Consider the following 17,214-nt stretch of genomic DNA (forward strand, 5'->3'; position numbering starts at 1 on the left):
GGGTTTTGATATTAATATACCTAATCCTTCTTATAATTTCCATATTTCCCTTTCATGCCCTTTAGCCATGCATTCCGAAGAGATTGCATTTCTCTGGCCTTAAGACTATCCTGTTCGATAAGATTTTGTCTTTCACCTGGGTCAGCTTGCAAATTGTAAAGGGCCACTTTTCCAGGGTTAGAACCTAGCATAATTTGGCTGGTGATAGGCCTGTTTTCAGGGTTGTAATCATTGGCAAAAACCAATTTATAGTCATGATCTATGACAGCCCACTGGTTTCCAAATTGAAAGAACAAAGGCTCTCCCGCAGACTTGGTCGCTTTATTCGCTTTAATCGGCTTAATCAAACTACTTCCATCAAGTTGCGCATCTTGGAGAACGTCGATTCCAGCGGCTTCCAGAAAGGTTGGGAAAATATCCAAAGTGGATACCCTGTGATTGTAGTCTGTTTCTTTGGGTAGTTCTTTTGGCCATGAAAGGACCATAGGCACGCGAATCCCCCCTTCATGCATGGTATATTTACTTCCAGAGAGAGGCAGGTTGTTGGCACCGGCCAAAGGCTCACCGCCATTATCAGAGACCAAAAGGATCATGGTGTTTTCCATATTTCCAGATGCTTCTAAAGCATCCAAAAGACGACCAATATTATCATCCAGACAGTTGAGGTTGGCAAGGAAGTATTTTCTCATTTCTTCATCAGAAATTTTTCCTACCTGCGTATAATCCCAGTAATATTCTTTGTACTTACCATAACTGCTGTCATAATTGGCCACTTTTTTCACATCCCATTTTTCTAAATATTCATCCGGAACTTCGTGAATAAGGTGATGAACGGCATTATAGGAAAGGTCCAGGAAAAACGGTCCATCTTGATTTTTATTAATAAATTCAATGGCCTTGTCCGTAAAAAGTTCGGTAGTATAAGTGTCTTCGAAGCTGGTCTTGGTGCTATCCACGAAGATTCTACCCAAAGATTCACTTGTCCCGTAGGGGTCGGGGGTGCTTCTTTCTGTTTTTTCGTCCAATAGGAAATAGTCGTGTGCATGGGCACTGAATCCAACGAAAGATTCATAGCCATGATGCAGTGGGAATTCCCTTACTTGGGCATTATGGTAATTGGTGCCAAAATCACTTTTGCCTATTTTTCCAGTGGCATATCCTGCTTTTTGGAGAGCCTCAGCAATGGTCGTGACATTATTGGGAAGTCCAGAGCTCCAGCCCATTTTAGGATCCCATTTTTCCTGGTATTGGCCAGTGTAAATTGCGGCTCTAGAAGGGCTGCAAACTGGGGCGGTCACATAGGCATTATAGAAGAGTACACCATTATTGGCGATCCTATCCATATTGGGGGTTTCGCAATATTTGGAAACATGATCATAGGCGCTTAGGTCTGCATACCCTTGGTCATCCGTTACGATGAGGATGATATTGGGCTGGGCTTTTGCTGCTGTCTTTTCCGAACCAGTTTTATTGCAGGAACTTAATATGAAGACCAGCACCAGTATGGAAAAAAATGTGCATAGGTATTTAAATCGGGTGGTTTTTTTCATGATTTTGGTATTTTGAATTTATTCTTGGTCTAATACTATTTCTCTTATCATTAAGTTTCCGCCATTTGTTACTTTGGCATTAAGGATGATTTTTCCATCATTGCTGTCCTCGCGCATTACGTGGAATTTTATCCATTTACCTCCATCTTCATGGTGTTTTCCTAATCGAACTTTTCTTCCTTCGAAGGTTAATAGTCCTTCTCTCCCTTGTTTGTTCCAATCATCAAAAAGGACGTAAAAGCTTCCAAGGATGCCGTCAGGAACTTTTATTTCCAAAGTGATTTCTTTTCCATGCCAAGCGCTGCCCCTGTCATCCTTCCATATACCATCCGCTTTGACTTTATAGCCTATATTCTCTCCGATCTTAATGACCTGATCACTGTTGGAGTTCCAAGGTAGGGAAGTGTTTTTCTGTTTAGCTTTTTCCCCTGCATTTACTCTTAGAATAATATTATTGTATTGGCCGTCTGTCTGATCTTCTTTTGCTATGGGGATTTTAGGGAAAAGAGCGGACAAAAATGGCTTATCAACTTGGGTGGATGGTGCAAAATCTACAGAATTCATATATTCTATTAAACTGTAACGTAATTGCTTGGCCACTGGCAATTCTTGATTTCTGATATCAAAACCACTCACCAATAGCTTCCCTTTTCCAACCGCAAACTCAAATATAGCGCCTTCTTTATTATTCCTGTGAAAATCATCCACCACTTGGACCATTGGTTGAAATGATTTTGGCGTTTCGTTCAGGATAAAGCCTTTGGCACCTTTGCTGATGCTTTCCCACTGCCAGTTGGAATGGTAATCAGTAGGGAAATGTTTCAGGGCAGGATGCTGGTCTTGGATCAACATGCCTAGATTGGTTTTGCCTTGACCAGGGAAGAAAGTCAATGACCAGTACAATGGATAAAAACTCAGGTCGATACTGTTTTCTTCCGTTCCCAGTTGATTGGCCAATAAAAGCACCTTCCTGCCAGCATCCAAAGCAGCAAAGGCCGTGCTGTCCAATTGGTCGGTAATGATGATTTTGTCTTCTTGGTAATCAGGCAGTTTTGAAGGGTATACCCAAATATCCCAGGAATTTTTGAATGCTGTTCCAGCTAGGCCAAGCGCTATATTTAATTTTTGCGCTGTCTGTATATGCTTTAAGGATAACTCTATTTCACCTATATCATTGAGCGTGCCTCTTTTGATATTGTTAATAGGCCAATTTTCCTGATAGATAGATTCTCCCGATGCATTGCTGATATTGACTAGTATATTTCCTTTAGGGATTGCAAACTGACCGAAATGGGAGAGTTGTGCCTTTGCTTTAAAGGTTTCCCCATTATTCCATATGAATTTCTTCATCCTAAGGAGTGGAACTGTTTCGTTGAAATGCTCCCTGAATTCTTCAGGAGTGGTGATCCCCTTGCTTACCCAATGGGCATCCAGCCAGCCTATCAGTGCTTCTCCCTGACCCTGATAATCCTGCATGCTTAATAATTGCACCCCCGCACAGCTTTTTGTTCTTAGGAAAGATTCAGTTTCATATTTGTACATGATTTGGTTCAGGGCTCCTGAAGCCATTTTGAAGTCTTCTGCTTGGTGAGCTATACCATTTTTCTCGGCCATAGCTTTGAATTCCATGAAGTTTCTTGCCTTGAGCACACCCGTGTATTTGTCTATTTCTGTCCAGGAAGGATAGACAGGCCACTGGCCGATTTCATGGGCAATGATCGGAATATCCATTTGGCTATAGGTGTCCTCAAAATCCCAATCGGTGTGAGCTCCATTTAGTCCTCTTGTTCTTCCAACACCTTTGATATAATGGGTGGCACTGTACTGATCTACTTCTGTGATCGTCCTGGCCGTGGAAACTGCATACAGGTGTCTTGGGTCTTTTTCCTTAAGGTCCGCAACCCATTCTTTCATAATGTCAAAGTCTGAATTGCCCAGTTCATTACCTATACAGAACATGGAGAAAGAAGGATGGTTACCATATTCATCCACCACTCTATTCATTTCTTGGATGACAAACTGGTCCCTTTCAGGATCTTTTCCTAATCCTTGCGGGAATCCTTTTGTATTCATTTCCGGCCTGCCACGTTCGGTATTATCCACACTCATCCACCAGTCGATCCAGATGGAAGCCTCAGCTTGCATATAAATACCTATCCTGTTGGCTGCTTTGAATGCTGCTTCAGGTGGACACCAAGAATGGAAGCGCACATGGTTGAGTCCATAGTCTTTGTAGATTTTAAAAATCCTTTCCCAGTCTTCTACTTTTGCAGAACTATAACCGGTAAGAGGGAAATGCACACAGTCAAGGTTTCCCCTTAGGAAAACAGGTTCCCCGTTGACCAAAACATGGGTGCCATCATGGCTGTAGTTCACGAATCCAAATTCTGTTTCTGCAAGGTCTTCAGACTTTTTGCTTTTCAACTTTACTTGAAGTTTGTACACGGTAGGGTCAAATTCGTTCCATTTTTTTAGAGCTCCATCAAGGCTTAGTGGAATGTTGACTTCTTGGATTCCTAGTGTTAGTTTTTGGCTGAACTTGCTTTGGAAAACAGTTTCCTTATTATCGATTTGGCTTATGCTGATTTCGAATTTGGCTTTTCCTGCTCGTTCAGCATTTACAAGAATATTGAGGTCTAAATGATCTTTGGAAGTGTTGGGAAATGTTTTGATCTGCTTGATGTGAGTAAGGTCATGAGCCCTTAGTTCTATTTTTCCTACGATTCCATTCCAAATGCTTTGGGTATATTCTCCATAGGCATGGCCCTTATCTCCAATATTATGAATCATATCATTATTGACCCTTACTGTCAATGTGTGTTTGCCAGGACTCAGCTTTCCAAGCTGGTGATAATGCGGAGTGCCCAAAGCATCAGCAGTCCCCATTTCCTGGCCATCTATAAATACCTTGGATTCCCATAGGACCCTTTCCAATAGAAGTTCTATTTCTTTGTCTTTCCAAGAATTCGGAATTAGGATTTCTCTTGAGTATTCGGCTTCCCCTATATATTTGAATTCAGGGGTAAGTACTCCAAAGTCAGACCCGGTTGTTTTCAGACCGTAGCCATTTTCAGCTAGTGATCCTGGAAGTTCTATTTGACCTTCGATTTTAGAATCAATACGAAAGTATTCGGAGGAATTGTTTGAATCGATGAGTTTTACATTCCATTGCCCTGAAAGATCAATATTTTGAGCCAAGGCTGAGAAGGAAACTGTTAAAATGCACAGTGATATTGTAAGGTTTTTAAGAAGCCGCATAATTATTCGTAATCAGTAAAACATGGTCGAAACAAAAATAAATTGTTTTATTTAAGATTAAAAGGCTGTAAGGTTTGAGAGGATGATATCGTGATTTAGTCCATTGTTAAGGTCTTTTGTCTGATGGATGAGGTAGATTGATTGCTTTATTTTTTTTACTGAATCAATGATTTTTTATTTGGCCTAATAGGGCTGGGGTAGTTTGGAGTTGATAATAGCAGTTAAATAATCCATTATTAATTGGTTTCGAATAGTTTCGATATATGAATTGTTAGGGAAGATCAGTGCTTATTTTCAGAATTACTTGGTCGCCAAATTAATAGGAGATATAGTTCTGATTTTCGCTTTTTCTTAATGTCTTTGAATCCCAATAAAAGTTGAAATATAGTCTTGTAACTGACAATTTTCTTTAGAATTTATTTCTTATTTACTGTAGATATTGAAAGATTTATCGGTTGTATGTATAAGGAAATGAAATTTTTTTCTTCACTGTATTTTAGCGAAATGATCTTGGTAAATCTTCATGATAAAATTATGCTAAATCGACTTTGTACGTTTTCTGTAATCTGTTTTGCCTCATCTGGAGTTTGAATAATTTTCTTTTAAGGAAAAAATGTATAAGAAAGAATAGTTTAGTTAAAAAATAAGAGAAAGAATAAGGCTGAGTAAATTATTTATTTTATTATTTATTAATGTCAGAATAAATTATTTTATTTAAAGATGATTTATTTAATATTTCTTCAAAAATAAATCTTTTAGGCCAGGTTTAGCTAGGCTCTTTCCTCAACTATTTTAGGGTTGATGGGCTTGTTGGAGATTTCATTTTCATGATAGGAAATTATGATGTGTGGAATCCAAATAATTAACATTTGAGATATAGAAATGTGAGGGCAATACCTTAAGCGTAAAACAACTATTTCTACCGGATATATTTTAGGAAAAAAAAGAGGACTATGTGCTAAAAATCTACTGATATGGATTATGGAAGTTTAAGCGATCAAAAGTTGTGGGCCAAGGTAGTAGATGGAGATAATAAGGCCTTTGAGTTTATTTACAGAGCTCATTCAAAAAAGTTGTATGTATATGGGCATCGGTTTACTAAAGATACCTCCATAATCGATGATGCTATTCAAGAAGTTTTTATTTCAATATGGTCTTCAAGGAGTAGAATAGTTATTTCCAGATCTTTGAGCCATTATATTTTTAGTTCTTATAGACGTTTGATCATTAAAAAGATTAATGAGGAACAATTTTGCGAGTCTATCGATGATCCCAACAATATGTTGGATTTCCATCATTATATGCAAGGGGTATTAGAAGAAACTAATATTTCGGATTTTGAAGGTGGTAAAACTATTTCCGCATTGGAGAAATTGCCAAGTAGGCAAAAAGAGGCGATTTATCTGAGGTATATAGAAGAACTGTCTTATGAATCTATATCGGATATTATGGGTGTTCAGATTCCGTATATCTATAATTTAATTTTTAAGGGATTAAAAACCCTGAAAGAAAATATCAAGATTTCCCGATTTGCTAAAATCCTTGTCTTTTGGATTTTATCGATATTTCATTAAAATCTATTTTTTGATTTAAATACTTTAAAAAACCTCCTTAAGTTTTTTAAAAACTGTAAAAATTAATTTTTTATTACCGTTTAGGTGAGATTAAGCAATTTTTATTACTCTATAATATTGAAAGACGAAAAGAAATGAAATCCTTTGAGAACATAGAAGATTTTCTTGGTTATCTCCCTTTTAAGGGGTGGGTGCGCTCTGGAGCAGATATGGATGGGGAATTCTATATCTGGTTTAAAGATAACTACCCTACAAGTTTGGATATGCTCTTTAAAGCCAAAATGGTCATGGAAGAGCTTGAGGCTCCAAATAGAGATTGGTCCAAACTTAAAGAGGATGATTTGTTTAGGGGGATATCCTCTCAAATAAGTCCGGTAAAAAGAAGTTATGGTCGACGCAAACTTGTAAGCACCCCGACTTTGCTAGTGGGCATGCTGGTTTTGGTGATCAGTAGTTTGCTGGTTTGGGATAATGAATTGAAAAGTTTTTTTGAGGAGCCAATTGAGGAGGTGATTGTGGAGAAGTGGACCGTAAGAGATTCAAAGGTGGGGCAAAAAAGCAAGGTCTTTCTTCCTGATGGAACAATAGCCTTTTTGAATTCTGGAAGTCAGATCAAATATGATAAAGACTTCGGAATTAATAATAGGGATCTTTCTTTACAGGGGGAAGCATTCTTTGAGGTGGCAAAAAACAAAGAAATTCCATTTAAGGTCATGAGTGGGAAGGTGGTTACTGAGGCCGTAGGAACGGCCTTTAATGTAAGGGCTTTTGACATAAAAGATATTGGCGTGCAGCTGACTGAGGGTAAAGTGAAAGTTTATCCAATTAACAATCCTGAAGAAAAGTTATTGCTGTTGCCCGGAGAACAGGTGGTTTATCAGGGGGACGAATTTCCCCAAAAAGGCAGGTTTGACCTTGAATATTATCCGTTATGGGTGAAGGGTACGCTTAGTTTTGACAAGGCTTCATTGTCCGAATCGGTTGAGTTGTTGGAAAGGTGGTACGGGGTGAAAATTGAGGTTCACAATGCTCCTAAAAATGAATTCAGCTTTAGTGGAAAGTATAGAAAGGCCACATTAGAAAATGTTCTGGAGAGCATGTCCCATTCTCTTCAATTGAGCTACAAAATCGAAAATAAAAATGTCACTTTAATCTTTCAATAAAAAACAATCGCCTATGACCAAAAAAAGCCAATGATGAACATTGGCCCTTGTTGGCAAATAGAAAGTTTCTCAGGCTACACTATTTGCTGGCGTTTAATGCAATTCCAATTACAAAAAACATTCTAATTTATGAAAAAAACATTACATGCGTTACGTATGGTAGGAAAATTCTATCTGTACGGGTTCGTAGTCCAATTATTTTTCCTGAATTTCATCCACGCAGCACCCTCCAAGGCTCAGGAATCATTGGATTTAACCAAAGTACATCTAAGTCTTAATTTAAATCAGACTTCACTAGAAGAGACTTTCAAACAAATCAGTAGCTTAACTGATTTTGAATTTAGTTATAAGGAAAAGCTAGTAAGGAATGCTTTGCCAGTAAATATTAATATCCAGAATATGTCTTTGGAAGAGGTATTATTGAACCTTTCAAAAAGCCATCAGCTTTCTTTCAAGCAGGTGAATGGAAACATTAGTGTAGTGGCAAGGGACAATGTTCTCAGCCAGCTAACAGTGGTCAAGGAAATTACGGTAAAGGGTCAAGTTGTAGATGAAGTTGGCAGCCCAATTCCTGGAGTGACAGTCCTTGAGCAAGGAACCAGCAAAGGTACTGTTACTGATATAGATGGTAATTATACCCTTAACGTACAGGAAAATAGCTCGTTGAGTTTCTCATTTATTGGATATGTAACAGAAGTTGTGTCAGTTGATGGGCAAACGACTCTTAATGTTAGGTTAATGGAGGATACCAAAAGCCTTGAAGAGGTGGTTGTTGTTGGTTTTGGTGAGCAGAAAAAAGCCAACCTTACCGGTGCCGTAACCACTGTGGATTCTAAGGTGTTGGAGTCAAGACCTGTTCAAAGTGTAGGTCAAATGCTTCAAGGTGTAATCCCTGGTTTGAATTTCCAAACTTCAGGCCTTGGTGGTGAATTGAACCAGAACCTCAGCTTTAATATCCGTGGTAACGGTACCATTGGAGCGGGTTCAAGTTCTTCTCCATTGGTATTGATCGATGGAATGGACGGAAACCTTAATGCCTTGAACCCTCAGGATATTGAAAATATTACGGTGTTGAAAGATGCTGCAGCGGCTTCCGTTTATGGTTCCAGGGCTGCTTTTGGGGTGATTTTGATCACTACAAAAAGCGGTAAGCAGGGTAAAGTAAAAGTAAGCTATAACAATAACTTCAGGGTGTCCAAGCCAATGGGCCTACCAGAAATGATGGATTCTTTCACCTTTGCCAATTATTATAATGAAGCAGCCATCAATGCAGGTAGAGCTCCCGTGTTTAATGATGAGGTAATGGAAAGAATCGTCCAATATCAAAATGGGGAAATCGATTATGCCACTGTTCCTAATACCAATGGCGATCGTTGGCAATATTATAGTGGATCCCATGGCAATACGGATTGGTTTAAGGAACAGTATAAATCGCAGTCTTTCTCTCAAGACCATAATTTAAGTGTGAATGGTGGTAATGAGAATGCTACTTATTTCCTTTCTGCCAACTATTTGGACCAAGGAGGTTTGACCCAGTATGGAGGAGATCGTTTTAACAGGTATTCATTGGCAGGTAAATTCAATATCAAAATCAATGAGAAAGTAAGCTTTAATTACAACTCAAGATTTGTAAGGGAGTATTATACCAAAGCCACGCATTTGAATGATCTTTTTTATCATAATGTGGCAAGAAGATGGCCTACAGTTCCTTTAAAAGATCCAAATGGTTATTTCTCTCAGCCTAGTGAAATCAATCAAATGATCCAAGGTGGTACCCAAGATAACTACAAGGATTTTTACTATATCCAGGGGCAGGTAAAATATACCCCTATAAAGAACTGGAATATATATGCCAGTGGAAATTATAGGATCATCAATCAGAATAATGCTGGAAATTACTTGCCTGCTTATTCTTATGATGTACAAGGAGAACCTTTTGCCATTCCTGTTTACTGGGCCTCTGCAGGACATACAGCAGTTTCTGAGTACAACCGTAAGGACAATTATTTCAATTCCAATATTTATTCAGATTATGCCTTTGATTTAGATGGAGGACATCAGTTCAAAGTAATGGCAGGTTTTAACTCTGAATTGAACAAATACAGAACTGTACAGGCGGCCAGAACCGGTTTGATCACGCCAAGTGTAATTTCCATTAATACAGCCACTGATAATTTCACCAATTCAGGTGAGTATAATCATTGGGCAACTGCCGGTTTCTTTGGAAGGATAAACTATAACTATAAAGAGAAATACCTGTTTGAATTCAATTCCCGGTATGATGGTTCTTCCAGGTTTATTAATGATAAGCGTTGGAACCTGTTCAACTCTGCCTCCATGGGCTGGAATATTGCCAGGGAAGGATTCTGGAATATCGAACAGGTTCAGATGTTGAAACTTAGAGGTTCTTACGGTGAATTGGGTAACCAAAATACAGATAGCTGGTATCCATTTTATTTGACGCAGCCATTCTCTGTAAATAATGGTGGTTGGTTGATCAATGGAGCCAGACCAAATACTGCCTCTGCCCCAGGTATTATCAGTCAGTCTATGACTTGGGAAAGAGTGAAAAGTTATAATGTGGGTATTGATGTAGGGGTTTTGGATAACCGACTATTGTTGAATTTGGACTATTATAATAGGTATACCCTTGATATGGTAGGTCCTGCGGAGGAATTGCCTGTAATCCTAGGTACAGGAGTGCCAAGGGTAAATAATGCCGATTTGAAGTCTTATGGTTTTGAATTGGAAATTAACTGGAGAGACAAAATTGGTGATCTTTCCTATAATGTAAGAGGTGTACTTTCTGACGATCAACAAAAAGTTACCAAGTATCCAAATGACACCCAAAACCTTTCCCAGTGGTACAGTGGAAGAAAGAGCGGTCAAATTTGGGGTTATACCACAGTAGGTATTGCTAAAACCGATGCCGAGATGGATGCTTACCTAGAAAATGTCAGCCAAAATCAAATGGGCAATAACTGGCAAGCGGGTGATATCATGTATGCAGATATCAATGGAGACGGCACCATCAATGGAGGGAATAATACGCTAAGTGATCCAGGGGATAGAAGTATTATTGGTAATAGTACTCCAAGATTCAGGTATGGAATGGATATTTCTGGCCAATACAAGAATTTTGATTTCAGAATTTTCTTCCAAGGTGTTGCTAAAAGAGACTGGATGCCTAATGGACCTTATTTCTAGGGTGCTGGTGGACAGAACTTATGGCAGTCTGCAGGATTTATGGAGCATATGGACTTCTTCCGTGATGAGAATTCTCCTATGGTTCAAGCAGGAGCTGCTGAGGTTAATTTGGATTCTTATTTCCCAAGATTGGCTTTTGACAGAGGACAAAACAACCAGACCCAGACCAGGTATTTGCAAAATGCAGCTTACCTACGTCTGAAGAACCTTCAGATTGGTTATTCTTTGCCTCAGGCCATACTTTCTAAAGTGGGGATGGGCAGAGCCAGGTTCTATGTGTCAGGTGAAAACTTGTTGACCTTCACTAAGATGTCCAAAATCTTTGACCCAGAAACAGTAGGGTTGAGTGGATGGAATGATGGTAAGACCTACCCATTTGCAACAGTTTACTCTTGTGGTCTGAATATCAACTTCTAAACGCAATTTCAATATGATTAAGAATAAATTTGGATTAAGACTATTCCTGATTGTTGTTGGATCAGCACTTTTGGGAGCATGTAATGATTTTCTAGATCGTGAGCCTTTATCAGTGGTTACCCCTGATGCCTTCCTTAACGGAGAAGCAGATTTAGCAGCATATACTATCAATGCTTATAGTTTTCCTACCCACTCAGGCTGGAATGTAGGGACTTTTGGATTTGATAACCATACCGATAACCAGGCCGCAACTGATGCCAGCAATATCTGGATGCCGGGAGAAAAAAGAGTACCCCAGTCCGGTGGTGCTTGGAACTTTGGTTCTATTCGAAATATGAATTATTTCCTTGAAAATGTGGTGCCAAAATGGAAAGCTGGTGAAATATCTGGTAATAGCACCAATGTAGACCATTATGTAGGAGAAGGATATTTTCTAAGGGCTTACGAGTATTTTGAAAAGGTACAGACTTATGGTGATTTCCCTATACTAAAGACGTCCCTTCCTGATGACAAGGGAATGTTGATTGAAGCTTCTGTAAGGGAACCAAGAAATGAGGTAGCCAGATTTATCCTATCAGATTTGGATTCAGCGATCATGTTATTGTCCGAAAATCCTCCGGGAGGGACCAATAGGCTTTCCAGAAAAGCTGCTTTATTGTTCAAGTCCAGGGTAGCTTTGCATGAAGGATCTTGGTTGACTTACCATAAAGGTACAGCCCATGTTCCTGGTGGTTCCGGCTGGCCAGGAGAAGGATATTCATTGAATATCGATGAAGAAATTAATTTCTTCCTAACTGAGGCAATGGAGGCTGCTGAAGAAGTGGCAGATCAAGTAGAGTTAACCGTGAATATGAAGGATGATGGTTATGATTCTTCAGGCAATCCTTATTTTGCCATGTTCGGTTCTCAAGATTTATTTGGCTATTCAGAAGTATTGTTTTGGAGAGCTTATGATCCTACGCTGGGATTGAACCATAATGTAAATGCTTATGTGAACCAAAACGGAGGTAACACTGGATTTACCAGAGGATTTGTAGATAATTTCTTGATGTCCAATGGATTGCCGATTTATGCGGCTGGGTCTGGTTATCAGGGAGATGATTTTATTTCTGATGTAAAAGTAGATAGAGATAACCGTTTGCAATTGTTTATGAAAACTCCAGGAGAGTTGAGAATCAATGACGCAACAGGTTCTGATGGATCTCCTTTATTGATAGGGGAACCAAATATCCTGGATATTAGAGAGTCCCGATATGTGACAGGTTATGGCCTTAAAAAGGGTATGAGCTATAGAAATGACCAAGCCACAGGAAATGTTGGTGAAACCGGTTCTATTGTCTTCAGAGCAGCGGAAGCATATCTTAATTATATCGAAGCATCCTATATCAGGGATGGTGCGATCAATGGTAAAGCGGATAGCTATTGGAGAGCCATTAGAAATAGAGCTGGTGTGAATCCAGATTATATGGTTACGGTAGGAGCTACAGATATGTCAGTGGAGGCAGAGAATGACCTTGCTTCTTATTCTGCTGGTGTGATGCTTACCGATCCGATACTGTATAATATAAGGAGAGAAAGAAGGTCTGAATTGATAGCTGAAGGAATGAGGATGTTTGATTTGAAGCGTTGGAGAGCTTTGGATCAATTGAAAACTGATCCATATATCGTGGAAGGGTTCAAATTGTTTGGCCCAATGGAAGAATGGTATGAAAATGAAGATGGTACCAGTACATTAATTCCAGCAGGTACTTCAGGAACGCCAAATGTTTCCAATCCTAATGAAAGTGAGTATTTGAGACCATATAGAATCAATTTGTCTTCATCAAATTTTGTTCAGGACGGCTATAAGTGGGCTTATGCACATTACTTGGAGCCTATTGCGATCCAGCATTTTATTATCACTACACCTGATGGTTCTGGATCCCCAGAAAACTCAGTAATATATCAAAACCCAGGATGGCCTTTACAGGCTAATTCTGCTGCAATTGAGTAATTAGTTGATTTCCAAAGAGGTCACAGGAGGGGTGTAAGCCTTTCTTGTGACATCTTTTTTATGTTTAATTTAAAAGATTTTTTTGACTGTATATTTTTAGAACATTACCAATAAACCAAAATGCAAAAACTACTTTATAGAATTAAAATTTCTGGAATTTCCATGATTCTTTGTTCCATGGTTTTTTATTCATGCAGCAAGGGGAATAAGGGGATTATCGATGACCCTGCACCGGATGATGAAGAGGTGAAATGGGAATTGATTTTTGAAGATGAATTTGAGGGGGAGGAGTATAATGGTGATAATTGGGCTAGCTATCAGACACAGACTTGGTCTTCCCCATGGAATATGTATGTGCTTCCCAATGAAAAGGAATTGGCAGAAGTTAAGGATGGCAAGCTGCATATTAAGGCTAGGTGGAATGAGGAAACTGATTTGCCAGAAACAGGAGCCATTCAAACCAAAGATAAATTCAGTTTTACTTATGGAAAACTGGAGGTAAAGGCCAAATTCAGCAGGACAGGAAAAGGAGCTTGGCCTGCCATTTGGATGATGCCACAAACTCCTATCTATTCTGGGTGGCCAAATGGAGGAGAAATTGATGTAATGGAACATTTGAACAATGATTCTAAAGTGTATCAGGTCATCCACCAATCTGAATCCGAAGGTGTGAAATTAGAGCCTGCTCCTTCTCTAACTACCCATATTGATCTGGAAGGCTTTAATACCTATGGAATCATCAAATCACCAGAAAAGATTGAGTTTTATGTTAATGGAGAAAAAACCATGACACATAAAAAAGGAGGAGATAATGCTGAAATGTGGCCTTTTGAAACAGATTTTTATATTATTCTAAATCATTCTTGTGCTGATAAAGGCCAATCAGGCAAGTATTTCTGGCCTGGCCTAGTCATTTCTACAGAGGATTTTCCGTACGAAATGATCATTGACTATGTGAAAGTGTGGGAGCAGTCTGAATAGCAGTGTATTGAGTAAAACTGAATTAAACTAAGTATGGAAAAATTGATGTCTGGATCTTATTTATTTGTATGGCAAATTTTAGGGTTTCTATTAATTGCTGGGCTGCTATATGCTGGTATTAAATTATACATAATGATTTATAAGTATTTTAAGAATAAACAATAAGAAAACTCATAAAGTCATTGATCTATCTTTTTAAAACGATTATTACTAAACTACTAAAGATGGGAAAAGCTTGGTTGGAAACCGAACAAGCAAGAATGCTGGGGCAGTTAGGAAGATCAGGAGATATCTCCTGGACAAATGAAGAATTTTAATGGACCAGAGATCCAGGTATGATCTACCTAAAAAAATGGCTGGGATAAGATATTGGTAAAATCCCAAGGGCTACACCTGACCCAAACTGGATGTTTAACTTTGTTCCTTTGGAAATGGATGGGCTGAAGTTCTCAACTAGGTCAGAATAAGTATAGATTTCATTTTGAGTATAAAGCAAGAGATGTGGGGTAAAACTTATATGCAATATGGGTAAGAATATCCTTACTCTTTAATTTCTTTATGAGAAATATATTTTCCTTTGGAGAAAAATTATAAATATAATAATTTAGTGAATTCTAAACACTTTAGGTTTAATTAGTTTAATTGAATACCTACCAATTTAAATTAGAAATTAAATTTTCCATGAAAATACAATTAATAACAGGCTTGCTTTGTGCGATGACAATTGCCTGTAACAGTAAAATCGAGGGGAATTATATGCCTCCAGCTTCAACGATAGCTATTGATGCTGATGATACCAAAGACAGTATCCGGATCAAGGCAGCCCATGTGGTTCCTACAGCCAACCAGTATGAAGCCTTAAAGGATGAGTTTATTGCTTTTGTCCATTTTGGTCCTAATACCTTTTCGGGCATGGAATGGGGATCTGGATTTGAGGATCCAAGTATTTTTGAATTGGAAAACCTGGATACGGATCAGTGGTGTGAGGCGATGAAAGCGGCAGGAATGACCAAGGTGATCTTGACGGTAAAGCACCATGATGGTTTTGTAATATGGCAGTCAAGGTACACAGAACATGGTATCATGTCCACAGGATTCCAGGAAGGAAAAGGAGATGTGCTCAAGGACCTTTCTGCCTCATGTGAAAAATATGGTTTGAAATTGGGCGTTTATCTTTCTCCTGCAGATTTATTTCAAATAGAGAATGAAGAAGGGCTTTATGGAAATCTATCTGAAAAAACTACCCGCGTAATTCCTAGACCGGTTGAAGGTAGGCCCTTTGAGAATAAGACTACCTTTGAATTTAAGGTGGATGATTATAATGAGTATTTTCTTAACCAACTATTTGAGTTGTTGACAGAATATGGGAGAATTGATGAAGTTTGGTTTGATGGGGCCCATCCAAAAAGAAAAGGTGGGCAGACTTATGATTATGCAGCATGGAAAGAATTGATCAGAGAAATGGCTCCCCATGCGGTGATCTTTGGCCGTCAAGATATCAGGTGGTGCGGAAATGAGTCCGGCAAGACCAGAGAGGCTGAATGGAATGTCATTCCTTATCAGGAAAATCCTAATGAAATGAACCGCTTCGAGGATATTACCGGTGAAGAGGTGGCCAGTTTAGAAAAATTATATAATGCGAATTACCTGCATTATCAGCCAGCAGAGACCAATACTTCGATAAGAGAAGGCTGGTTTTATAGGAATGATGATGAGCAAGGCGTGAGAAGTGCTGATGATGTGTTTGATATTTACGAGCGATCTGTTGGTGGGAATTCTATTTTCTTATTGAATATTCCTCCGAATACTGATGGTCTGTTTCCAGATAGGGATGTGGCTGTATTAAAGGAGGTAGGTAAGAGAATAAAGGAAACCTATAGTACTGATCTATTGGAAGGAGCAGATGGTGAGCGAGCTTTATTGGATAATGATCCAAAATCCTTCATATTGTTGCCCAATCAAGAAAAAGGGGTTGAAATTGAATTAGACAAGGTCATTACCTTGAATAGATTCGTAATACAAGAGGCAATCAGTACTCACGGAGAAAGGGTGGCAGCCTTTGCTTTGGATGCATGGTTAGATGGTGCTTGGAAGGAAATTGCCAATGGTAAAAATATTGGTTATAAAAGAATCTTACGTTTTCCAGAAGTAAGTACAGAAAAGTTAAGGGTACGGGTTTTAGATGCCAGGTATATTCCAGCGATAGCTGAAGTTTCTGCATATTTATATAACACCAGACCGCCACAATTGGCCATTAACAGAAGTTTATCCGGACAAGTAAGTATAAGTGCAGCAGCTGGATCTTTTACCTGGAAAACTTATGATCAGGATATTGCAGGAAGTTTGAATCAGGATTTATCTATTCATTATACATTGGATGGGGCGGAACCTAATAGAGAATCCCCAATCTATAATGGTCCTTTTGAATTTGACCATGGTACAATTAAGGCAATTGCTTATGGAAAAGAGGATAAAGGGCCTGTGTCAGAGGAACTCTTTGGACTAGGCAAAGCAAATTGGCAAGTGATTAGTTCAAGTAGTGTAGCACAAGGATTTGAGGGTATAAAAGCTTTTGATGAGAATATTGAGACCTATTGGAAAACCAATCAGGATAGGTCATCTGGGCAATATTTGGCTTTGGACTTGGGAGAAGAAGTTAATATTTCAGGTTTTACTTATACACCGCCACTGAGCGATAAGGGTGGTATGATAGAGGAAGGGAAATTTTATGTCTCAAATAATGGGAAATCATGGGGTTTGGTCAGTGAATTTGTATTTGGCAATTTGATCAATGATCCATCGAAAAGGCGACATGATTTTGAGAAGAAAATAACCGCCCGGTATGTTAAGGTAGAGGCTAGCAGGATTGCTGGGGATAAGGGACATGCCGCTATCGCAGAACTGGGAATATTGGTTGAATAGTTTTTAACTGTCCTGCAAGATATTGCAGGACAGTTGTTTTTTTTTTGGTAAGTTCATTTTCAATATGATAGTGATGAAATTTTTTTTTAGGTATGTGAATTTTATTTTTAGGATTAAAAAAAGTTATTATTATGATTTAACCATGATGT

At 38.7% G+C, this 17,214-nt stretch carries 9 protein-coding genes; 7 read left to right on the plus strand and 2 right to left on the minus strand.

The genetic code is table 11. The features are described 5' to 3' along the window. Positions 1-20: 20 nt before the first annotated feature. Both KMW37_RS07805 and KMW37_RS07810 read right to left on the minus strand, forming a co-directional pair. Complete coding sequence (locus KMW37_RS07805) at positions 21-1,550, minus strand: sulfatase family protein (RefSeq protein ID WP_215224057.1); 1,530 nt, start codon at positions 1,548-1,550, stop codon at positions 21-23. Between the two features lie 18 nt (positions 1,551-1,568). Further along, positions 1,569-4,808 (minus strand): glycoside hydrolase family 2 TIM barrel-domain containing protein, encoded by a 3,240-nt coding sequence (locus tag KMW37_RS07810; RefSeq protein WP_215224058.1) that lies wholly within the window; start codon positions 4,806-4,808, stop codon positions 1,569-1,571. Between the two features lie 974 nt (positions 4,809-5,782). On the opposite strand from KMW37_RS07810, the gene KMW37_RS07815 reads away from it, so the two are divergent. The 7 genes from KMW37_RS07815 to KMW37_RS07840 all read left to right on the plus strand — a co-directional run bounded on the left by KMW37_RS07815 (position 5,783) and on the right by KMW37_RS07840 (position 17,065). Then, positions 5,783-6,382 (plus strand): RNA polymerase sigma factor, encoded by a 600-nt coding sequence (locus KMW37_RS07815; RefSeq protein WP_215224059.1) that lies wholly within the window; start codon positions 5,783-5,785, stop codon positions 6,380-6,382. Between the two features lie 134 nt (positions 6,383-6,516). Beyond that, positions 6,517-7,545, plus strand: a complete 1,029-nt coding sequence (locus tag KMW37_RS07820; RefSeq protein WP_215224060.1) for a FecR family protein — start codon at positions 6,517-6,519, stop codon at positions 7,543-7,545. A 129-nt stretch (positions 7,546-7,674) separates the two neighbouring features. Further along, entirely contained in the window at positions 7,675-10,752 is a 3,078-nt protein-coding gene (locus KMW37_RS07825) for a TonB-dependent receptor (RefSeq protein ID WP_246581391.1), read from the plus strand. Positions 10,753-10,791: 39 nt separating this feature from the next. Further along, the gene (locus KMW37_RS22410) at positions 10,792-11,169 is read left to right on the plus strand and encodes a hypothetical protein (protein ID WP_246581392.1); all 378 of its coding nucleotides are present in this window, start codon (positions 10,792-10,794) and stop codon (positions 11,167-11,169) included. A gap of 13 nt (positions 11,170-11,182) precedes the next feature. Beyond that, the gene (locus tag KMW37_RS07830; protein WP_215224061.1) at positions 11,183-13,162 is read left to right on the plus strand and encodes a RagB/SusD family nutrient uptake outer membrane protein; all 1,980 of its coding nucleotides are present in this window, start codon (positions 11,183-11,185) and stop codon (positions 13,160-13,162) included. Between the two features lie 120 nt (positions 13,163-13,282). Beyond that, on the plus strand, positions 13,283-14,143 hold the full coding sequence (locus KMW37_RS07835) for a glycoside hydrolase family 16 protein (RefSeq protein WP_215224062.1): 861 nt from the start codon (positions 13,283-13,285) through the stop codon (positions 14,141-14,143). A 681-nt stretch (positions 14,144-14,824) separates the two neighbouring features. Continuing rightward, the gene (locus KMW37_RS07840; protein ID WP_215224063.1) at positions 14,825-17,065 is read left to right on the plus strand and encodes an alpha-L-fucosidase; all 2,241 of its coding nucleotides are present in this window, start codon (positions 14,825-14,827) and stop codon (positions 17,063-17,065) included. The last annotated feature ends 149 nt before the right edge of the window (positions 17,066-17,214 follow it).

The organism is Echinicola shivajiensis, assembly GCF_018642165.1.
Taxonomy (GTDB): Bacteria; Bacteroidota; Bacteroidia; order Cytophagales; family Cyclobacteriaceae; genus Echinicola; species Echinicola shivajiensis.